The organism is Photobacterium sp. 270122K (assembly GCF_059941365.1).
On sequence record NZ_JBPOEN010000010.1, the window covers coordinates 157,019 to 177,021 of the forward strand.

A 20,003-nucleotide genomic window follows, 5' to 3' on the forward strand; every position below is an offset into this window, starting at 1 on the left:
CGTCATGCGCAGTAAACTAAACCGTTATTGTGAGCAAGGAGTGCGCCAATGAAACCCCCGCTTATCGCGATGAGTCTGCTTTTATCCCCTTTATGGTTATCCTCTATTGGGGGATCGTCAATGGTATTTGCTGCGCCGACATCTGTGTTGCCGTCGGATCAACAAGCTGGGCAGATACTGACGTCATCCCCCCATGCTCTGGTGGCGGCGGCTATGGATCGCACTACCCACAACGTGCGGTACGATGGCCGATATATCAGTATCCCGTACCCGAATGGGGATGTACCCGCCGACATCGGCGTCTGTACTGATGTGCTGATCCGCAGTTACCGTCAACTAGGCATTGATTTACAACGGCTGGTGCATGAAGACATGCGTCAGCATTTTTCGTCATATCCATCCAAACGCATCTGGGGCTTAACCCGTACCGATCGCAATATCGATCACCGTCGAGTCCCCAATCTTCAAGTCTTTTTTCAGCGTCACGGGGTGAGTTTCCCCATCAGCCATGAAGCCAAGCAGTATCAACCTGGTGACATTGTCACGTGGATGTTACCGGGTAACTTACCGCATATCGGCATTATCGTGGATAAGTGGTCAGACGATGGCAAACGACCGCTCGTGGTCCACAATATTGGTCGGGGGCCGGTGTTGGAAGACATGCTGTTTGATTACACCATCACTGGGCGCTATCAATTCCAACCAGAATAACCCACAGAAGGCAAAGGCATGCGAATGAAAGGGACATTAGGGATCGTCGGGCTGCTGTGTGTTTGTGCGCTAGTCTGGCTATTTGTGTTTGGGCGCGGTTATTGGTATCCGGTGTATGTGAAAATGAACGGTAAGCAAACGGTCTCGGATGTGGTGAACAAATACGGCGAATCAGCGGAAGGCCGACTAGCCAGTGCCTTTCATGCCGCTGGCGTGGTGTACCCGCCTAAAGAGATTGCTCTGTTAGCGGTAAAAGCCGATAAGCGGGTGGAGTTGTGGGCCAAGCAAGATGGCGATCATCAGGGAGCCGGTTGGCACTTGATCAAACCCTATGAGGTGCTGGCAGCCAGTGGTGAATTGGGGCCGAAATTGCGTGAGGGTGATCGGCAGGTACCAGAGGGAATTTATCAAATAGAAGGCCTGAACCCGAACAGCGCGTATCATTTATCCATGAAACTGAATTATCCCAATGCATTTGATTCTCAATGGGCGAAGAAAGAAGGCCGCACAGAACCGGGCACCAATATCTTTATTCATGGCAAGGCAGTATCGGTGGGTTGCTTGGCGATGGGTGATCCGGCGATTGAGGAGTTGTTCGTGCTGGTGAGTGAAATTGGTAAAGCGCAAGTCAGTGTGATTATTGCTCCAGTGGATCCACGCAAGCAAGCTCTGCTGCCTGCGAATGGGGATAAAGCATGGGTCGCCACCTTGTATCAAGATATTGAACAGGCGTTTCTCGCTGTTAGCCAGCCTTAATTGTGCATCTTTGACGAACGCGTTCGATGCGATAAACCATTAAGAAAATTAGCCCCTGTGTACTGCAAAGGCACAGGGGCGAAACGATTATTCTGTTGTAGGTTGGTTCTTTTGTGCTGCCAGTTTGGCTCGAATAAATTCAGCATGATCCACGTAGACCAGTTCAGCTACTTGGCGGATCACCGCCTCTTCCAGTGGATCAAGAATCCCGTCGGCATACGCCACTTCCCACATGGCTTCAATCAGGCTGTAACGTTCAGCAGGCTGGAGTGAACGCAGTTTGGTGGTAAATTCATACAAAGAAACGGATTGCTGGGTTTGTGCTTGCGCTTGATTCAATAGCGCGATGGCGCTGTCTTCTGTGATCCCTAGCAGATGCATCAGTTGGTGGATGTTAGCGCTTTTCTCTCTAGGGTCATCATTATGATCCGCATTAGACACTTCGCACAGCAGGCAAGCCATAGCAAGGTTGAGTGATGGAGTATCAACCGGGCCACCATCACTGCCTTCATGCATCATTTGGCGAAAGATAGATCGTAATTGTTTGAACATGCACATACCTCAGTGGTTCAGTCTTTTTTGTCGCGACTATTTTTGTTACTACTCATAGTATAGATAGGGGTGAGCTTGGGATTTTCAAGTTCAGTGTTGAAGAGTGAGACTATTTGCGAGGGCGGAGGTTCCCGAAAGCGGCGTTTAAAGACGATTGTTTCAATGCTGAATGTTCACCCTGCCGGGGGAAACGATGCCCCCGGCATAGTGGAAAATGTTACGTTACACGATCAGAAACGCATATTGATGATAGGGAAAACAGGCAAATCTTTGCTGACAAAGGTGCCCGACTTATCGTAGTTGATCAGGCCGATTTGGATGCCTTTTTCGATACGGTCGGTCGCATTTACAAAGCCAAATTGTACGCCGTTTAAGCGTGCGGTGTAGTTAACGGTACCAAACTGGAGGCCTGTAAATTGGCCGCCATTGTAGTTAAAGAAGGCGATATCAGCACCTTTAGCGGTATTATCATTCCAGTTTACCAGACCAAATTTTGCACCCGTTGACTGGTTCGTCACACGGTTAGCCCCGAAGAACATGCCTACACTTAACCCCGTAAAATTCTGCGATTCGGCTAAACCGAGAATAGGAAGCTGAAAGCCCGTGACAGAGGGAGTCTGTCCATAAAGCAGCGAGGCACGGAAGCCATGCACATTGCCATCAGGTAAATTATTACCGGGTACGGAAAGTTGGATAGGTTGATTAGCGAGCGCTGGCGCAGAAAGGGAGGCGGCTAGCACCAAACCCACAAACGTCTTTTTCATTGTTTGTACTCTACATGGATAAACTGCGCAAAATAATACCTGAAAGGATAAAATTAATCCAAATAAGGATGGTGATAGGTCAAGGTTAACGGGAACCGTGCGCAAGATGCCGTAAATCCCATAAGTGTGGTAGAATTCGCGCAATTTTTTAAAAATAGTCAACTGAATTATCAGGAATTCCATTGAGTCAGTCGAATACCTCTCAGTCTAGCGTTTTGAATAATGAAAAAACGCTGAAAGCCGCCATTCAAGATTGCATGATCCGCGATCGTTTCCGTTTGCACAAACGCGTGCAAGGGGCGGCTCGAATTAAGAACGAACAGGCGAAGCACGTCGTGTTTGATGAGATCGCGCTCGATATCGCCAAGTCGATGCAGACGGTTGAACTTCGCGCGACCCAACGTCCTACCATCCGTTACCCAGAACAACTGCCGGTTAGTCAAAAGAAAGACGACATCGCGGAAGCCATTAAGCACAATCAGGTCGTGATTGTGGCCGGTGAAACCGGTTCGGGGAAAACCACCCAGCTGCCAAAAATCTGTATGGAATTGGGGCTGGGCACCAAAGGGATGATCGGCCACACCCAGCCGCGTCGTCTTGCTGCCCGCACTGTTGCTGGCCGTATTGCCGAAGAACTGCAATGCGAACTGGGTTCGTATGTCGGTTATAAGGTGCGCTTTAACGATCAAGTGTCTGATCGTAGCCAAGTGAAATTGATGACAGACGGTATCTTGCTGGCTGAAATTCAAAATGACCGTTACCTCAGTCAATATGACACCATCATTATCGATGAAGCGCACGAACGTAGTCTGAATATCGACTTCATCATGGGTTACCTGCGTGAACTGTTGCCAAAGCGTCCTGATCTGAAAGTCATCATTACGTCGGCAACCATTGACCCTGAGCGTTTCTCTAAGCACTTCAATAATGCCCCTATCATTGAAGTGTCTGGCCGTACTTTCCCGGTTGATGTGCGTTACCGCCCAATGGCGGACGACTCTGATGAGAGCGACCGTGATCAGCTACAAGCCATTTTTGACGCGGTCGATGAGCTGTGTGATGAAGGCTTGGGCGACATTCTGATCTTCATGAACGGTGAGCGAGAAATTCGTGATACCGCTGATGCGTTAGAAAAACGTAAGTTGCGCGATACGGAAATTTTGCCGTTGTACGCCCGTCTGTCGGCTAACGAGCAAAACCGTGTATTCCAAACGCATGCAGGCCGTCGCATTATTCTGTCGACGAACGTAGCGGAAACCTCCTTAACCGTACCGGGCATCAAGTATGTGATCGACCCAGGTACGGCGCGTATTAGCCGTTACAGCTACCGCACCAAAGTACAACGTCTACCGATTGAACGAATCTCTCAGGCGAGTGCGAACCAGCGTAAAGGTCGATGTGGTCGTGTCGCAGAAGGTATCTGTATTCGTCTGTACTCCGAGGAGGATTTCCTTTCTCGTCCAGAGTTTACCGATCCTGAGATCCTGCGCACCAACTTAGCGTCCGTTATTCTGCAGATGACCGCCATTGGGCTAGGTGACATTCAAGCCTTCCCGTTTGTTGAAGCGCCAGATAACCGTAACATTCAAGACGGTATCCGTTTGCTGGAAGAGTTGGGGGCGATCAACCCGAAAGCCACTGACCCGCGTAAGCGTTTGTCAGAGATGGGTCGTAAGTTGGCTCGTTTGCCGATTGACCCACGTTTAGCGCGTATGGTATTGGAAGCGCCGAAGCAGGGGGCATTGCGTGAAGTGATGATCATTGCCTCTGCCTTGTCGATTCAAGATCCGCGTGAGCGTCCGTCCGACAAGCAGCAAGCGTCTGATGAGAAGCACCGCCGATTTAACGACAAAGATTCTGACTTCCTGACGTTTGTTAACTTGTGGAACTACATCCAAGAGCAACAAAAAGCGTTGTCAGGCAACCAGTTCCGTCGTCAGTGTAAGAAAGACTACCTCAACTACTTGCGTGTGCGTGAATGGCAAGACATTTACTACCAAGTCAGCCAAGTAGTGAAAGAGCTGGAATACCGTTTAAACGATCAAGAAGCCAGTTACGATGGTGTGCATACCGCACTGTTGGCCGGCATGTTGTCACACATCGGTATGAAAGATCAGGAAAAGAATGAATATCACGGTGCGCGTAATGCCCGTTTCAATATTTTTCCAGGTTCTGGCATCTTCAAAAAGCAGCCTAAATGGGTGATGGTCGCTGAGCTGGTGGAAACGTCCAGACTGTGGGGTCGCATTGCCGCTAAAATTCAGCCGGAATGGGTTGAACCGTTGGCGGAGCACCTGATCAAACGCAGTTACAGCGAACCGCATTGGGAGAAAAAACAGGCGTCCGTTGCCGCTTGGGAAAAAGTGACGATTTACGGCATCCCTGTGGTGCCTAAACGTAAGGTGAACTACGGTCGTATTGATCCTGTGTTGTCGCGTGAGTTGTTTGTCCGCTCGGCGCTGGTGGAAGGGGATTGGGAAACCAAGCATAAATTCTTCCATCAGAATCGCAAACTCCTGAAAGAAGTGGAAGAGCTGGAACATAAATCGCGCCGTCGTGACATCTTGATTGATGACGATGCGTTGTTTGATTTCTATGACCAACGTGTTGAACACACGGTTGTCTCAGGCCGTCACTTTGATACGTGGTGGAAGAAAGCCAGCCGCGACAATGCCGAACTGCTTAACTTCGAGCGTGAAATGCTGTTCCGTGGTGATGCCAGCCATGTCACGGATTTGGATTACCCGAATTTCTGGCATCAAGCCAACTTGAAACTGAAGTTGAGCTACCAGTTTGAACCGGGTGAAGACAGTGACGGTGTCACGGTACACGTTCCATTGCCGATCCTGAATCAGGTGACAGTGGATGGCTTTGATTGGCAGATCCCAGGCTTGCGTCAAGAGTTGGTGATTGCGTTGATCAAATCATTACCCAAACCGGTTCGTCGTAACTTTGTTCCGGCCCCGAACTACGCAGATGCTTTCTTGGCGCGTACCGAAGCGATGGCGATGCCACTGCTTGATTCGCTAGAGAAAGAGCTGAAACGTATGACTGGCGTGACCGTGATGCGTGAAGATTGGAATGTTGAGCAAATTCCAGATCACCTGAAAATCACGTACCGCGTGGTGGATCACCGTAACCGCAAGCTAAAAGAGAGCAAAGACTTGTACAGCCTGAAAGATGGCTTGAAAGAAAAAGTACAAGAAACGCTGTCGAAAGTGGCGGATGACGACATTGAGCAAGAAGGCCTGAAAACGTGGAGCTTTGGTCAGTTGCCTGAGCGTTATCAGCAAAAACGCGGTGGCTTTGAAGTCAAAGCGTACCCTGCGATTGTTGATAATAAAGATTCGGTGGGTATTAAGCTGTTTGAAACCGAAGAAGAGCAACGCACTGCCATGCAACAAGGCCAGCGCCGTTTGGTGCTGCTAAACGTGCCTTCGCCGATCAAGTACCTGCATGCGAACTTGCCGAATAAGTCAAAGTTGGGGTTGTACTTTAACCCGTACGGTCGCGTGATGGATCTGATCGATGACTGCATTGCTTGTGGTATTGATAAGCTGATTGAACAGAAGGGTGGTTTGGCTTGGGATCCTGAAGCGTTTGAGGCGATGAAAGAACACATTCGCGGCGAACTGGGTGACACGGTGGTCGAGATTGCCAAGCAAGTTGAAGAGATCTTGACGACAGCGTTCAATATCAATAAACGTCTTAAAGGCCGCATTGATCTGAGCATGGCTTTTGCGTTGTCAGACATTAAAGCGCAAATTGAAGGCTTAATCTTTAAAGGTTTTGCGACCGAGTGTGGCTGGCGTCGTTTGCCGGATATTCTTCGTTACATGCGTGCGATTGAACGCCGTATGGAAAAGCTGCCGATTGATCCGAACAAAGACCGCATGCACATTCTGAAAGTCGAGTCGGTGGTTTCTGATTATAAAGAATTGCTGAATAAGATTCCGAAAGGCCAACCGGTTCCTGAAAAGGTGCGGGAAATCCGTTGGATGATCGAAGAGTTGCGTGTCAGTTACTTCGCACAGCAGCTTGGCACGCCATACCCAATATCGGATAAGCGTGTTCGTAATGCAATCAACGAGTGTTAATCAGTGATTGATCAATAACAGTGTGCAACAGTAATAAAAAGCCAGATATGTATCTGGCTTTTTTTATATCCACAGAAAAGTGCGCTGTAAAATAGTGACTTTGTTGCAGGTAATTACTTGGAGATGGATTTAAAATTCAAATAATTATCATTGTACGTAGTCCCAAAAACGATAAAAATCAATCGTTTTCAATTATAACAACGATTTGGCTGAGGTGATAAATAATGAATACGTATAAGATTTTACATAAAGATGAGATTTTCATCGCAATAAATATATCAACGGAAGAGGGACGAGAAGAGTACACTACTTTAGCTCAACAAGGGTTTGTTATTGTGGATGGTGAGTATTCTGCACAAGATAAGCAGGAAGCGCTTGAATTATACAATGCTGATATACAATTTAATCATGGGGCTGATTTTAGTTTTGTGAATATGCTGTTTTTTAAAACAAACCAACTATGTAGACTACCATATTTTGGTATTAACCTAGTGTTGGCATGTATTGCCGGAATATTGATATATGCAATTTTGGGTGATATTGAAGATGCATTATATGGTTATGGTGAGTTTGACCCCACACAATTTGTATTTTTGGGGGCTTTTATCCTAATTGGTGGTTGGGTGTCGGTATCAGCATCCGTTTCTCGTTGGAAAAATCGTGGGCATCAAGGTTGGTATTATTTATTAGCGCTTATTGTCACCATCATTTTAGATTTCATCATGATGGGGTTCGCAGGACTGGTTCTTACGCTATATCTATTGTTCGCCCCTGCTCAAAACGTAAAAAATGCATAATTTCTGTAAGCACATTAAACCATTATAAATAGGTACATGGACATATAGTTAAATACGGATGTTGAGAATGTCGATTTATAGAATAATGCATAAACATGCCTTAGTTTTACCTGTAGACGTATCTACTGAGCAAGGTGTTGATGAAATGTCAGCGTTACTTCACCAAAATTTTAGTGTGGTTGATGAAGAATATGAAGCCTCATCTTCTGATGAGGCACTGTCGCTTTATTACCAATCATTGAAAGATAAGTTTCCTAGTTCCCCGTTAAAGTTTAATCATGTGTTTTTTTGTGAAACAAATCAAATGCAACGCAGTGATTATATTGCTTATATGTTTGCTATTTTAGTTTTCTTTTCATTACCGATTACAGTGGTTTTTAATGTAAATGGTGGTGATATAGATGAAACATTTACTCTGTTTTTAATCACTATAATGGGTATTGTATTTGGTTGGTTTGCATTTTCGACTAATTTAGCAAGATGGAAGAATATTGGTCACAGCGGAGGTTCATTCATTATTATCATTATTGCTATCGCAATATTTGAATCAACAGTTGAGATGATCCTTCCTAGTATTATATTGGCAATATATCTTCTGTTCTACCCTGAAGATGATGATATAGCAAGAATTAAAGCAAACTCAAGGAACGAGGTAAGCAAGGGTGAGAAAATTTATTCTTTTGGAAAATGACGGAATTATAAAGGCTGTCGAGCTATACACTGAACACCAAGAAGATGATGTTGTGGTGTTACTTCAGCAAGGTTTTTCCGTATGCTGTGCAGAAATAGACGCAGAGTCTCAGGATGACGCAATCAATCGATATCTAGCTTCTGCTAGTGGGGATGATCTTATCCCGCTCAGTCAGCATGAAATTCCTCTTACGCTATATAATCTTTTGTTTTTTAAAACTAATACGCTGAAAAGGCGGTATTATTTTGGTGTCTGCTTTTTTGCTGGTGGCGTCGCGGGGCTGATTGTTGCCAATCTAATTGATAGTATTACTGGGTTTTATGGAAATAGTGAAAATACCAGTATATTGATATCACTTTGTCTTGTTGTGTTCCTTGCATTTTGGGTATCTATTTCAGCATCTGTTGCGCGGTGGAAAAATATTGGCCATAAAGGATTAACCTATATATTGGTTTTGTTTATTACAATATGCCTCGATCTTGTCTTAATGGGGGCTGCAGGTTTGATTTTTTCGTTGTATTTAATTTGTGCACCTGAACACTATGCAGATGGACAAAATACTCACAGCAGTAAAGGCTCAGTAAATGGGTTTAATGCGTAGTATGAACATGGAAACTAACTGATTCATGAAACTAACCATTCAGTCTCTTCATACGACAAGCTAAGTACAACAAAACACCAGATACAAAAAAAGCCCGTAAGGGCTTTTTTTATCAGTAGCGCTCTAAGAACAGATTAACGTTCCCAGTACGCTTCTTCTAGGCAGTCTTCACGCTCAGGCAGGCCACGCGATAGGCGAGGGGCGTGCTGCGTCAATACTTCATAACTTACACGGTTAGAGTACTGACAGATCTGAGAGAATGACGAGTAGCTCAAAAATTCACCGGCGTGTTTTGCTGAGTTAGGCACGTTCGCTTTGTGGTAGCGATTCGCTGACATGTCATGCAACAGGGCAGACAGTGCGGCATCACCAGCACCATTGGTGTTTTTGATTTCTACCGGACCACCAAGGTATGGCGCAATGTGAGAGTACACGCGAATTGGATTTTCACAGGTATCTTTCATCATTGGGCGGCTAAATTCATACTTGTTAAATTCAGCAATACGACCAGGTAGTAAAGGTAGCGTTGATTCACGCTTAAGCTCATCTTCAGTGTAACCGGCCATGTACAAGCCCACAGGACCCGCTGTACAAAGAACCAGATCAACCCACTCAAGCGCTTTATCGGCGGCAACCAGTGGATCTTTTTCGCCAGTTAGGGCTTCCGCTTCTTCTTCATTCATCGCCACGCAAGTGACGTGATCTTTCAAAAATTCAATCCACCAGTCCTGCTTGCCTTCGATGACGTACTTTGTGCCCAATGTCAGAACAACAGGCACATTGTGTTTTTTCGCATATTCGATGGCTTTTAGCGCAGAATCCTTCATTGGATCGCCAGGCTTACCACGCACCAAATAAGAAGAAAGAACAAGGGCTGACGCATTTTCAAATGCACTTTCTGGTACGAATTCAGGTTTAAGTTGGTTCATTTCGCCTTCGTTAATGGCGAAAGTGCGCTCACCGTCTTCGGTGATCAAGGTGTAGCAGCGACCGATAGGACCATCAACAGGTTGCAAGTAATCAAGATCCATACGGCTCGATGTGTTGCACAGATAACGGTAAGCGTAAGAACCAATCTTAAGGTCTTGGCTCATGACACCCAGAAGAATCGATTTATCATCTGCCAGCACAGAGTAGTTGTGCAGGGTGTTACCAATGGTGTCACCAGGATATTCATGGCTGATCAGATTGAGCTCTTTTAACTCTTGGTAGAGCAATTCGGCTTTATCTTCGGCAAGCACTAATGAATGCCCTTTACTCAGGTTATGGCGAGCAAGAAACTCATCATCAATACGCGCTTCGATATCTACGATGGTCTGACCAACACCGACTAAGTGGGTACGAGATAGCGGATTTTCTTGCTGGATTTGAGCAACTAATGGATCGCGGGCATTGACTGGAAAGTAATGCTTGGATTTACGCTGACCAGGGAATTTCATGTCTGAAGGCTATCTATCGGTTAAAGGGGATTTTGTTTCATTGTATCACAAAAATGGGATTTACATCCCACTTCATGGCAATAAGGTGACAGGAGTGAATTAACTGCTGAATTTTTACGCGATAAAGACGGTGGTTTTGCGCGCTTTTCGTAACTGCCTATTTCACAAACAAAAAAACAGCCAATGATGTGGCTGTTTTTTGTCTGAATAGCAAAGGGGTGATAGTCACTATGACAGTAGTTTAGGAGCGTGTGCTCTTGTGCCGCCAACCGGACGGCTTACTGAGATAGATCGTCCTTTTTTCATTCCTTTTTCATAATCAGCAGTCAACGCTTTCATGGCTTCTTGAAGTTGCTTTTTGAAGGTTTCACGATCGAGGTTTTCAAACTCTTTATCAATGAAATTCGACATGCGTTGGTCGTGGTCATCATCGGTGGTTAGCACGGGCAGTTTTTCTAATGCACCTTCTAACCAACCCGCAAGGAAAGAAGAGACACGACGGGTAATCTCAGGATTACTGGTGCCAGACCCTTGGAAGCTGTTACGGAATTGGCCTGTTTGTTGGTTCATCTCGCGATAAACAACATCAAAGGCGAAAGCGGCAAAAATGGCGCGTTCGGCCATGCCGATAAATTCAGCTTGCTTCAATCCCTTATGATTGGTTAGCACGCATTCAACGCCAAAGCGGCGGTTAATGCCACGTATGATCTTCAATATCTGAGGGCTGATGTCAGTAGGCAGCAAGGTGGCGGTTTTAGTTTTGCCCATTTTGATGAATTCAATATCGTCTTTTTCAAGACCATATTTGAGCATTAAACGGTGGGCCATCTTTATGGCTTGCGCGGCTTCATTGACATTCGCCGAGTTACCTAGCTCGAGGCATTTTGCAATTTTCTTCAGCGCCTTTCGCTTCTGTTCAGACATTCGGTCACACCATGGTTGAAAAAGGTCGGATATTTTAACGTGAACATCCCTATAGCACAATTCCCTTTGCAAGGCCGATGTCGCATAATAACACGCGTGTTTCATTGATAAAAAACATGTTATGACATTGCCTTACCAAGAAATAGATGTGCCTTTTGAATATCGACATACTTGCTGGTTTTGCGGGGAACCGTATTTTGACTCGCATGCCTTTATGGCGACACCGAACTATGAACAGCAAGTAACGCCAATTCGAGTGCCCTGTTGTCAGGAGTGTTTTTCGTTATGTAAACCCATGAAAGTCAGTGGATTAGACATTCTACGGGATAAGGTGAAAGCGCAATTGCACCGTAAATACGAAAAGCATTTACAGATTGGCATTAACTGGACGCAGGAAGAGCTGGAAGACTGTGAGTTTGAAGGCAAGGCACTTGAAGGCTTCAGGGAAAGCGCGTGGGCAATGTATGAAATAGCCAAAGGGCGCGTGAACTACACGGGATGGCCGTTGGCGATCGATGGCCAACCAGTGGCTGCGTTCAGTTGCGCGTTTCATGTGCAGTTTGATGGCGTGACTTATACCAGTTTGCAGCAGGCGATTGAACAACTGGCTAAAGCGTATGCCATCCCTCAGCCATATCTGGAAGATGTCGTCGAAGTGGTGGGGCGAGATAAGCTGGCCTATGCGATTCGGTTTGCCAAAATGACGTATGGCTATTCTGCTCAAGAGCGTGCGGCGAGTGTTGCCAGTTTGCGGGCTTTATTAGCGGAAGAAGCGGCTCTCTCTTTGCCGGAGCGATCCCAACAAGGAGGAATTGATGTTGCATTGTCGGCAATTCAAGAATTTATTCTGCATCGTACTGTCATGCCTGCGCATGCTATCCAATGGTTGTTTAAACACGGAGTTGTGACCCTGTCACAGTTGGCGACGCAGGAGGACGCGTTTTTTGAACACTTTGGTCAAGATTCAGAGCTGACCGCGTTTACTTACTTTAATGCGATGCAAATTTATCTTGAACAACGTGAAATCGACATGCAGTGGGCACAGGAACAAGATCCCAACCGGGCTTGGTTTGATCAATTAGCGCAGTCACAGTAAGTGATTGGTGTTACGCAGGGGTAAGAAAAAGGCGCGTTAAGCGCCTTTTTCGTTTATCTCAGGTGCCTGTTCACTGGGGCGTGACGGGGCAGTGAAAAACCGTTACTGGTTTTCGCGTGACCACACCATGGTTCGGCCATTTTCATCGAACGCTAACACGTTATACGGATCTTTTTGATCGTTATATTCCATGCCCGGTGACCCCATTGGCATACCGCCAACCGCAAGGCCTTTCATGCGCTTTGGCTGAGATTCAAGGAATCGAACGATTTCGTTGGCAGGGATGTGCCCTTCAAAGGTATAGCCGTTAATTTCAGCGGTATGGCAAGAGGCGTATTCAGGGCGAATGCCCAGCTTAATTTTTAATGGTGTCAGATTTTCTTCATACACCATATCTAATTCGATGCCGTTCTCTTCCATGTGTTTCACCCACTCTTTACAGCATCCACAGTACGGTGACTGATAGTTTGTGCCGGTGTATTTAGCGGCATTTGCTGATGCGGTGAAAGTCAGTAGAGCGGCCACAGCCAGTGTTTTTACCAAAGAAGCGTGTTGAGTCAATGTCATGATGATTACCTATTTATTCATTGTTTATATCGACAGATGCGCGCGCAACAGAGCGCTTGAATGCATCAAAGGGGATGGCAAACAATCAACAGGTAGTGGGAGGACGGAAAATGAACTCAGTGTAGGAAAGACGTTCTCCTTCGCGCTCATCAAACCCTTGTGTTGGTTTAAAGGAATGGTAAGCCAAGGTGTCAGCTAATATCGCCAGATTCAGGCTATGTGAGTGACATTCTGTATCACTGCAACAGGAATCGCTGGAAGGGTGCGTGGGGTGGTTGTTATCGGCGGCAGACATCGCGGCAAGATCATGCATCAACATCGACTCGCAGCACTGGGTGGCGCTAGGCATGTTCATCATGCAATGTGCCTGCATATCGCTTGACATGCTATGGCTGATTGATACAGATGCACTGACGCCAAAAGAGACTGAAATAATCAGCATCAAGGCGATAACACATTTTGTGATCAATTGCTGTAAGCGCATACACGAACCACACATCCTAAACATAACGCTGATTATATCTATCAATGTCACGAAATCACAATCACAACATGGAAAGAAAATTGCGATAGGTCAAAAAATGACAAGTCTTTGAACCGTCACTGGGATTCGACAGAAACAGGGCTGTAAAGCGATGGAGCCTTGTGTGACGTGGCTTTCAACGTCATAAAGACTGACTTTTTTCTGACAAAAAATCCGGTCGTGTAGGATTTAATAACTACAATTAGAAATTTATGGCTTTTTGGGATTTTTCGGGATGCAATACACAGAACAGGACCGTCAGGTACTACACGACACATGGATGAGTTACAAAGCGAAGATGCGTGTCACGCAGATTGAAATGGCGAAAAAGTTAGGCGTTAGCCAATTGGTCTTTTCAGATATTTTGCGCGGAAGCGTACCATTGGAACACCGCTTCGTTACGCAGTTCTGTAGTTATATTGGGGTTGATCCTGTGTTAACGCTCCCTTCATTGCGTAATCAGGTCGGCAGCCTATTGCCAAACCAAGTGACGTTAACAAACACGTATATTGTTGATGGTGATATCAAGAATGTGCGCTATAGCGGTAACCAGATTGTGGTGGAATACGTACACAGTGTCGATATGACGACCGCCTAAGTTGCGTCATAGACAATGCAATGGCACCGCTTAATAATAACCGAACAATAAAAAAGCCCTCATAACGAGGGCTTTTTTATGTCTGCTGTTTAACAAGGCCGCTATTGACGGTGACTGTCTGCTGCGATTGTGTTATCGCTTTGCCATTCTGGCACACAAAGATACAGCATGGCTGCGCAACAAATCGAGGCTAAGAGATCCGTCGGCCAATGCATGCCCAGCCAAATACGGCTGACGCCCACGCCCATCGCCCATAAGATCAAGACTGCCGTTGGCAGGTAATATTTTCTGCGCAAGAAAAATCCCCCCCAGAACACCACACAAACCGCCGCAAAAATGGTATGGCCAGAAGGCAGTGAATAATTGGTTTCCCCCAACCAGTGATTGATGCGCCATGCGCTAATGTGCTGACTGGCTGCGTGTACCGCGTGATCTTTCCCTGCTTCATCCATTCGATAGAAATCCTCTGGTGAAGAGACAATGCTAAGCGCTTCCAATTCATAAGTATAAGGACGGGGAACTTCCGTGAGGTGTTTTAATCCACTTTTGGCAGCAAAGCTTAACACCAGTAAAATGGCAAACTGGATACCCAGCTTACACACGGTTTTACGTGGTAGCTTTAGTGCCAGTGGGATCGTCATCAGTAAACTAATCGTGATCAAAAAGCCAGGATTACCGGCAGAGAAAGTCAATGATGAAAAGAACATCCCGATAGCATCGGAAACTGGCGCAGCAAGGTTGGCTTGTGAGTAAAACATCAACACACCCGACAGCAGTGTGGCGAAAATCAGCAGGGCAATCAGCCCAGGGATTTTTGTACTGAAGAAAGAACGTAAAGACATGGCGCTACAACATTGGAAAAAGGGATTTGATGGTAGCAAAGTCTAGAAGCAGCAACGTAAAATAAATGTCATTTCACGCAGTATTTGATGCCACTGGCGTATTTTGTGTCTAAGTTATGTTCGATTTCAGTGGGTGTTGATGTCTTTGTAATAAATCTGAGAAAGGAAATAGAATGAGAATTGCGTTAATAGGATTGGGTGATATTGCGGTTAAAGCGCATCTGCCTGTGCTCACTCAAATCGGCGGTGTGGAGTGGGTGTTTTGTACGCGTCAACCGCAACAGCTGGCAGAGTTAGCGGCGCAGTACCGGATTTCGGATTGGTATACTGACTACCGTGAATTGGCTTCCGCACGTTTAGATGCGGTGATGATTCATGCTGCAACAAGTGTACATGTTGATATGGCGACGTTCTTTTTAAACCTTGGTTTGCCTGTTTTTGTGGATAAACCGTTAGCGGATAATTATGCCGACTGTGAACGCTTACATGAGTTGGCAGCGCGCAAGGCATTGCCGATTTTTATGGGCTTTAACCGCCGTTACATTCCGCTGTACCAAGCGCATCTTACGGGCATGACAGGGGAGGACGGTAACGCACAGCAGGTATTGCAGGGTTTGCGTTGGGAAAAGCATCGTTATGACTTACCGGGTGAAGCGCGTACGTTCGTGTTCGATGATTTTATTCACCCGTTAGATAGCATTAATGTTTATGCGAACGTGAAGCCTGACGACGTACAGGTTAATGTACAATTTGAGAAAGGTCAGTCACCTGCGGGTGAGTTACCACGTATGACACGCCTTGATGTGCAGTGGCAAGAACACGATGCCTTGTTTCAGGCTTCCATGAACCGTTTACATGGCATAACGAGTGAAACCGTTACGGCGCTGTATCACAATAAGAGTTATCGCTTTGATTCGATGACGGAAGGTGTGTGTTGGCAGGCCAATCAAGAACAGCGATTAAGATTACCTGACTGGACACCAATGTTGGCATCAAAAGGATTCCATGGTATGGCTGAACATTGGCTTGATGTTGTCTCCGCGGGGCGGCAGGCGGAGTATTTTACCGACCGTAATTTACATACTCATAAATTAGCGGAATATATCTTACAGCATATATCAATGCGTTAATCCGTCAGCGCACAGGCTTATTCTTTTCGTTTGTATTACAGTAAGACGTATTACAGCGAAAATATGTAAGCCTGTGTTATACCTATCGTAGTAAATGTTTAATCATGTCACCTATGCTATTTATGACTAATTACTTACGGTGATTAATTACTACTTTTATCATGTCACTGGAATTAATATAATGCGTGTAACAGGATTCTTATATTTGATGAGTTATCATACACACTCATCTTCAAGATGAAATGATGTAGAATATTCAATAATCGTATTTGAAAATTGTAAGGGTGATTCAAGCATCGGGCTGTGGCCACATCGGTCAATGATTTTCATGGATAAATTATCGTGGATATTTGTCAGCTTAGCCCAAGGCGTAATAGGGGTGATCTCATCATGGGACCCCCAAACAAGTTGAATATTTAGGTTGATGTTATTTATCGCCTGCGAAATATTATAGTCACGGCTAAACCCTAACCACTTGGCTATATTGAGAAAAGCCCGTTTATCACCAAAAAGTTGCGATATCTCGGTAACACCGTGATCAGGGATCAATGATTTATCGAAAAAAACACGCTCAGCTAACAGATAGGCCTTATCAAAACTACCACTACGCAGGTCAGAAAGTGTTACGCCGGTTTCAAGTTCAGTCAATCCGGGTGAGCCACTGACGATAATACCGTCAATTTTATCTTCATATTGTCTCGCATATTCGAGGGCAATTAATCCCCCCATTGAATTTCCAGCAATGATAGGTTTTTGCTCACAAACATTGACGATTTCTTCTAGCTTTAATAAAGCAAAATCAATTGACCCTTTCATTGAAAGGGGGATGGGTTCATCTAATGTATAGACTTTACATCCTTTATTCACTAAATCACTTTTCACATCATCCCAAATCCAGCTTCCAGCAAATAATCCAGGGAGTAAAATAATTGGCGTACCTTGTCCGACAACAGAAAAATTCATGTCCAGTCCTTTGTTTTAATTTAGCCTGAATTTAGTTTTAGCCTCGAAATAAGTCAGGTTAATACCTTGTGACGATAGATTATTGATGCATAAGTCAAAAATAGATGTAATTGAGGTGTCGAACATTAGTGGCACATGTTTTTCGTATTTCTTTTTATTTCAGTGTGATAGTGGGGATATGTCATGACTATGAATTTTCTTCGGTTGTGATGTTATTAAAATTAATGCTATGTCGCTGTTATCTCGTCTGGTTATCTCGTCTGGTTATTTCGCCTTGCTATCTGGCTGCGGTATCCAGTTTTGGAATCGGCATAGAAGGCCGGTTGTTTTACCTGTCGCAAGTCAAAATAAGGTGTCGATGAAATTTCAAACACACCATACTGATAATTGTTTGTGTACGAATGAATTTGCTATTGTGTGCGTTATAACTGTTAACATTTGTAACCCCCTATAATCACACTAAAAATTGTGCATTTAGACAGCGATAAATCACTAACCATCAATAAAATAAGCAATATTTCTCTGGAAAGATACCATTTGAGCTGCTAAGGTGCCGCCCCTCACACAAACCGTGAGATGATTATGCTGACTAAAACACCGAAAGGTGCTGATAAAACCGTTTCTACTCTAACGATTGGCTTTTTTAGCCTGTTCCTGTTTTTCTCCCTCTATGATATGGCGCATGTGCGGCAGCTCATTGATTCGGCTTTTGCAATGGCAACGGATACGTTCGGTCCATTCTGGCAATGGTTGATGGTGTTGAATGCAGTGATTGCGATTGTGATCGGCGTTAGTCGCTATGGTAAACAGCGGTTAGGATCTCGTGCGACACCGGATATTGGTACATTTCGTTGGTTAGCGATGATCATGTGTACTTTGTTAGCCGGTGGCGGGGTGTTTTGGTCAGCGGCTGAACCGATTTATCACTTCATGACATTACCACCCAGCTTTACGGGCATTGAGTCGCAAACGGCTGAGGCTGTGGTACCGGCACTTAGCCAAAGTTTCATGCACTGGGGCTTCTTGGCCTGGGCGGCATTAGGTACGCTGGCAACGATTGTGTTGATGTATGCACATCATCAGGGTGGGGTGAAACTGCGTCCACGTGCGTTGCTGTATCCTTTGGTGGGTCACAAGTTAGAACAGCATTGGATCGGATCGGTGATTGATGCCTGTGCGATCATTGCCGTGGCAGCGGGTACGATTGGGCCGATTGGCTTTTTAGCTTCTCAGCTAGGGTATAGCTTGGAAGTGGTGGCAGGGTTGGAAAACACCACCACAACGCAGTTGGGTATTCTAGCGTTTGTTGTCGCGATTTATTCGTTGTCTGCGTTTACCGGTATGGATAAGGGGCTGCAATGGCTGAGCCGCTTTAACATCATTGGTGCGTTTGCGTTGCTCATGGTTCTGCTCGTGTTTGGCCCGACCGCCTTCATTTTTGAACACTTTGGTCTTGCCTTTGGTGCATACTTGCAACACTTGCCTGAAATGAGTGTGAACACCGATGCCCCTGAATGGAATCAATGGTGGACATGGTTCTTCTGGGGATGGTTCATTGGGTTTGCTCCAATGATGGCGATTTTCATTGCCCGTATCTCTGAAGGCCGCACCATTCGAGAGTTGGTGATCACCGTAGCGATTGCTGCCCCGATTGTGACGAACTTCTGGTTTACCGTATTGGGCGGCACCGGTATTTTCTTTGAGCTGCAAACACCGGGTGTGATTGCAGGGCCATTGGCCGAGTCTGGGCTACCCGCGGTATTGTTGGCCTCTCTGGCGCAGCTACCGTTTAACGAGGTGTTGATCCCGGCCTTTTTGGTGTTGACCACCACGTTTGTTGTGACAACGGGTGATTCCATGGCGTATTCCATTGCGATGGTCGTGTCGGGTGATAATCAGCCAACGAAAACACAGCGTCTGTTTTGGGCGGTTGTGATGGGCTGTATTGCTGCCGTTTTGCTGGTGGCAGGTGATGGTGGCTTAGGTGCGTTGCAATCATTCATTGTAATTACGGCGGTGCCGGTTTCACTATTGATTGCAGCAACGCTGGTGACGGGGCCTCTGGCTGTATTGCGTATGGAAGCCAAACGTGAAACTCAGCAGCAAGCACAATCAGACGGTTTAGCGCAGGCGAGTATGCGTTGGTCGTCTGAGAAGGCGGTGAATTCCTCATCGTACTGATCGCATTAGTCGCAAGACCCGTCGTCGTAAGATAAGATGAATAGCAATGGCCCGATACGGTGAGTATCGGGCCATTTTTTTGCGCCTTGAAAACGGACATGAAAATCGCCGTTTGCGGTTAATTTGCCATAGAGTAACCGGCGATTAGTGCTTGATAGCCGTAATATGCCCAAGTATGCCGTTATTTGTCTGCCACGGGCACCATGATGTGCACATACGGGGTGTCTTTCCACATCACATAAGGGCCACCGGTGCTGGGATCATCCGTGATGCCGGCAAGCATTTCTTTTGGCACGATGATCATTAAGTGTGGGCCTGTTTCCACATAGTCTTTGGCTTTCTTGGGTTCTTTGTGGAAAGGGTCACTGTTACTGACACCCGCCCCGCGATCCCCCTGTAGCATGTAAGAGATGCCGATCTTGGTCGCGTTGAAATCCTCTTTTTTCATCATTGCAGACAGCATTTCCATCCATACCGCATCGTTACACATTGGCATGCCATCACCGGGGAAGGTATCAGGCAAGCATGTCCAGCCATTGGTGCCTTTGACCACGACTTTCCCATCGACAATGATAGTGGCTTTATGACTGATAGATTCAGGCGCGGCAGAACGCGCGCGACCAATTCGGTCGGTCATGAGTTCGTCAGCGCTAAGTGCTTTACTGCTTGTGGCGCTGTCATCAGCCATAGCGGAAAAAGAGAGCAGGCTGCAAGACAGGGCAACCGCGAGACAGTGTTTTGTTTTACGGGGAGTAACCATGATATTAACTC

General features: G+C 45.9%; 19 protein-coding genes. 10 read left to right on the plus strand and 9 right to left on the minus strand.

Annotated features, from left to right (window positions below):
- Window positions 1-48: 48 nt before the first annotated feature.
- Window positions 49-711, plus strand: coding sequence for a DUF1287 domain-containing protein (locus tag ACSF8W_RS18110; protein ID WP_500848561.1), 663 nt, complete (start codon window positions 49-51; stop codon window positions 709-711).
- Between the two features lie 24 nt (window positions 712-735).
- A complete protein-coding gene (locus tag ACSF8W_RS18115) occupies window positions 736-1,467 on the plus strand; it encodes a L,D-transpeptidase family protein (RefSeq protein WP_500848562.1) in 732 nt (243 codons plus the stop codon).
- 87 nt (window positions 1,468-1,554) lie between these two features.
- Here the strand turns inward: ACSF8W_RS18115 and ACSF8W_RS18120 are convergent, their stop codons facing one another.
- Together ACSF8W_RS18120 and ACSF8W_RS18125 are read right to left on the minus strand one after the other, a co-directional pair.
- Window positions 1,555-2,019: a tellurite resistance TerB family protein gene (locus ACSF8W_RS18120; RefSeq protein ID WP_500848563.1), complete on the minus strand. Its 465-nt coding sequence runs from the start codon at window positions 2,017-2,019 to the stop codon at window positions 1,555-1,557.
- A 230-nt stretch (window positions 2,020-2,249) separates the two neighbouring features.
- A complete protein-coding gene (locus ACSF8W_RS18125; protein ID WP_428479742.1) occupies window positions 2,250-2,783 on the minus strand; it encodes an LA_2272 family surface repeat-containing protein in 534 nt (177 codons plus the stop codon).
- Window positions 2,784-2,998: 215 nt separating this feature from the next.
- On the opposite strand from ACSF8W_RS18125, the gene hrpA reads away from it, so the two are divergent.
- From hrpA to ACSF8W_RS18145, 4 genes are all read left to right on the plus strand, one after another.
- Window positions 2,999-6,880: an ATP-dependent RNA helicase HrpA gene (gene hrpA / locus ACSF8W_RS18130; RefSeq protein ID WP_428479744.1), complete on the plus strand. Its 3,882-nt coding sequence runs from the start codon at window positions 2,999-3,001 to the stop codon at window positions 6,878-6,880.
- A gap of 224 nt (window positions 6,881-7,104) precedes the next feature.
- Window positions 7,105-7,677, plus strand: a complete 573-nt coding sequence (locus ACSF8W_RS18135; RefSeq protein WP_500848564.1) for a DUF805 domain-containing protein — start codon at window positions 7,105-7,107, stop codon at window positions 7,675-7,677.
- 67 nt (window positions 7,678-7,744) lie between these two features.
- Window positions 7,745-8,368 (plus strand): hypothetical protein, encoded by a 624-nt coding sequence (locus tag ACSF8W_RS18140; RefSeq protein ID WP_500848565.1) that lies wholly within the window; start codon window positions 7,745-7,747, stop codon window positions 8,366-8,368.
- Window positions 8,340-8,969, plus strand: a complete 630-nt coding sequence (locus ACSF8W_RS18145) for a DUF805 domain-containing protein (RefSeq protein WP_500848566.1) — start codon at window positions 8,340-8,342, stop codon at window positions 8,967-8,969. The genes ACSF8W_RS18140 and ACSF8W_RS18145 overlap by 29 nt, the downstream gene beginning before the upstream one ends.
- Window positions 8,970-9,103: 134 nt before the next feature.
- Here ACSF8W_RS18145 and ACSF8W_RS18150 read toward each other — a convergent pair whose 3' ends face one another.
- Together ACSF8W_RS18150 and ACSF8W_RS18155 are read right to left on the minus strand one after the other, a co-directional pair.
- Window positions 9,104-10,408: an inosine/guanosine kinase gene (locus ACSF8W_RS18150; RefSeq protein ID WP_500848567.1), complete on the minus strand. Its 1,305-nt coding sequence runs from the start codon at window positions 10,406-10,408 to the stop codon at window positions 9,104-9,106.
- A gap of 228 nt (window positions 10,409-10,636) precedes the next feature.
- On the minus strand, window positions 10,637-11,332 hold the full coding sequence (locus ACSF8W_RS18155; RefSeq protein ID WP_500848568.1) for a DUF2786 domain-containing protein: 696 nt from the start codon (window positions 11,330-11,332) through the stop codon (window positions 10,637-10,639).
- A 295-nt stretch (window positions 11,333-11,627) separates the two neighbouring features.
- On the opposite strand from ACSF8W_RS18155, the gene ACSF8W_RS18160 reads away from it, so the two are divergent.
- Complete coding sequence (locus ACSF8W_RS18160) at window positions 11,628-12,428, plus strand: hypothetical protein (RefSeq protein ID WP_500848569.1); 801 nt, start codon at window positions 11,628-11,630, stop codon at window positions 12,426-12,428.
- A gap of 102 nt (window positions 12,429-12,530) precedes the next feature.
- Here ACSF8W_RS18160 and ACSF8W_RS18165 read toward each other — a convergent pair whose 3' ends face one another.
- Together ACSF8W_RS18165 and ACSF8W_RS18170 are read right to left on the minus strand one after the other, a co-directional pair.
- The gene (locus ACSF8W_RS18165) at window positions 12,531-12,995 is read right to left on the minus strand and encodes a DUF411 domain-containing protein (RefSeq protein WP_500848570.1); all 465 of its coding nucleotides are present in this window, start codon (window positions 12,993-12,995) and stop codon (window positions 12,531-12,533) included.
- An 85-nt stretch (window positions 12,996-13,080) separates the two neighbouring features.
- On the minus strand, window positions 13,081-13,353 hold the full coding sequence (locus ACSF8W_RS18170) for a hypothetical protein (RefSeq protein ID WP_500848571.1): 273 nt from the start codon (window positions 13,351-13,353) through the stop codon (window positions 13,081-13,083).
- Window positions 13,354-13,753: 400 nt separating this feature from the next.
- Between ACSF8W_RS18170 and ACSF8W_RS18175 the strand changes: the two genes are divergently transcribed.
- Window positions 13,754-14,116 (plus strand): helix-turn-helix domain-containing protein, encoded by a 363-nt coding sequence (locus ACSF8W_RS18175; RefSeq protein ID WP_500848572.1) that lies wholly within the window; start codon window positions 13,754-13,756, stop codon window positions 14,114-14,116.
- Window positions 14,117-14,217: 101 nt separating this feature from the next.
- On the opposite strand, the gene ACSF8W_RS18180 is transcribed toward ACSF8W_RS18175, so the two are convergent.
- Window positions 14,218-14,958 carry a phosphatase PAP2 family protein gene (locus ACSF8W_RS18180; protein WP_500848573.1) on the minus strand — a complete coding sequence of 247 codons (741 nt, stop codon included), beginning with the start codon at window positions 14,956-14,958 and terminating at the stop codon, window positions 14,218-14,220.
- Window positions 14,959-15,131: 173 nt separating this feature from the next.
- Between ACSF8W_RS18180 and ACSF8W_RS18185 the strand changes: the two genes are divergently transcribed.
- The gene (locus tag ACSF8W_RS18185) at window positions 15,132-16,088 is read left to right on the plus strand and encodes a Gfo/Idh/MocA family protein (RefSeq protein ID WP_500848574.1); all 957 of its coding nucleotides are present in this window, start codon (window positions 15,132-15,134) and stop codon (window positions 16,086-16,088) included.
- Between the two features lie 216 nt (window positions 16,089-16,304).
- Here the strand turns inward: ACSF8W_RS18185 and ACSF8W_RS18190 are convergent, their stop codons facing one another.
- Window positions 16,305-17,051, minus strand: a complete 747-nt coding sequence (locus ACSF8W_RS18190; RefSeq protein WP_500848575.1) for an alpha/beta fold hydrolase — start codon at window positions 17,049-17,051, stop codon at window positions 16,305-16,307.
- 582 nt (window positions 17,052-17,633) lie between these two features.
- On the opposite strand from ACSF8W_RS18190, the gene ACSF8W_RS18195 reads away from it, so the two are divergent.
- Window positions 17,634-19,232: a BCCT family transporter gene (locus tag ACSF8W_RS18195; protein ID WP_500848576.1), complete on the plus strand. Its 1,599-nt coding sequence runs from the start codon at window positions 17,634-17,636 to the stop codon at window positions 19,230-19,232.
- A gap of 181 nt (window positions 19,233-19,413) precedes the next feature.
- Here the strand turns inward: ACSF8W_RS18195 and ACSF8W_RS18200 are convergent, their stop codons facing one another.
- On the minus strand, window positions 19,414-19,992 hold the full coding sequence (locus tag ACSF8W_RS18200) for a hypothetical protein (protein WP_428478498.1): 579 nt from the start codon (window positions 19,990-19,992) through the stop codon (window positions 19,414-19,416).
- Between the last annotated feature and the right edge of the window lie 11 nt (window positions 19,993-20,003).

Bases quoted from the DNA above. Each gene is read 5' to 3' on its own strand.
- ACSF8W_RS18185 (WP_500848574.1), top strand. From the start codon at position 15,132: ATGAGAATTGCGTTAATAGGATTGGGTGATATTGCGGTTAAAGCGCAT.
- ACSF8W_RS18195 (WP_500848576.1), top strand. From the start codon at position 17,634: ATGCTGACTAAAACACCGAAAGGTGCTGATAAAACCGTTTCTACTCTA.
- ACSF8W_RS18115 (WP_500848562.1), top strand. From the start codon at position 736: ATGAAAGGGACATTAGGGATCGTCGGGCTGCTGTGTGTTTGTGCGCTA.
- ACSF8W_RS18125 (WP_428479742.1), bottom strand. From the start codon at position 2,783: ATGAAAAAGACGTTTGTGGGTTTGGTGCTAGCCGCCTCCCTTTCTGCG.
- ACSF8W_RS18160 (WP_500848569.1), top strand. From the start codon at position 11,628: ATGAAAGTCAGTGGATTAGACATTCTACGGGATAAGGTGAAAGCGCAA.
- ACSF8W_RS18180 (WP_500848573.1), bottom strand. From the start codon at position 14,958: ATGTCTTTACGTTCTTTCTTCAGTACAAAAATCCCTGGGCTGATTGCC.
- ACSF8W_RS18155 (WP_500848568.1), bottom strand. From the start codon at position 11,332: ATGTCTGAACAGAAGCGAAAGGCGCTGAAGAAAATTGCAAAATGCCTC.
- ACSF8W_RS18140 (WP_500848565.1), top strand. From the start codon at position 7,745: ATGTCGATTTATAGAATAATGCATAAACATGCCTTAGTTTTACCTGTA.
- ACSF8W_RS18110 (WP_500848561.1), top strand. From the start codon at position 49: ATGAAACCCCCGCTTATCGCGATGAGTCTGCTTTTATCCCCTTTATGG.
- ACSF8W_RS18135 (WP_500848564.1), top strand. From the start codon at position 7,105: ATGAATACGTATAAGATTTTACATAAAGATGAGATTTTCATCGCAATA.
- ACSF8W_RS18150 (WP_500848567.1), bottom strand. From the start codon at position 10,408: ATGAAATTCCCTGGTCAGCGTAAATCCAAGCATTACTTTCCAGTCAAT.
- ACSF8W_RS18165 (WP_500848570.1), bottom strand. From the start codon at position 12,995: ATGACATTGACTCAACACGCTTCTTTGGTAAAAACACTGGCTGTGGCC.
- ACSF8W_RS18170 (WP_500848571.1), bottom strand. From the start codon at position 13,353: ATGATGAACATGCCTAGCGCCACCCAGTGCTGCGAGTCGATGTTGATG.
- ACSF8W_RS18120 (WP_500848563.1), bottom strand. From the start codon at position 2,019: ATGTTCAAACAATTACGATCTATCTTTCGCCAAATGATGCATGAAGGC.
- ACSF8W_RS18200 (WP_428478498.1), bottom strand. From the start codon at position 19,992: ATGGTTACTCCCCGTAAAACAAAACACTGTCTCGCGGTTGCCCTGTCT.
- ACSF8W_RS18175 (WP_500848572.1), top strand. From the start codon at position 13,754: ATGCAATACACAGAACAGGACCGTCAGGTACTACACGACACATGGATG.
- ACSF8W_RS18190 (WP_500848575.1), bottom strand. From the start codon at position 17,051: ATGAATTTTTCTGTTGTCGGACAAGGTACGCCAATTATTTTACTCCCT.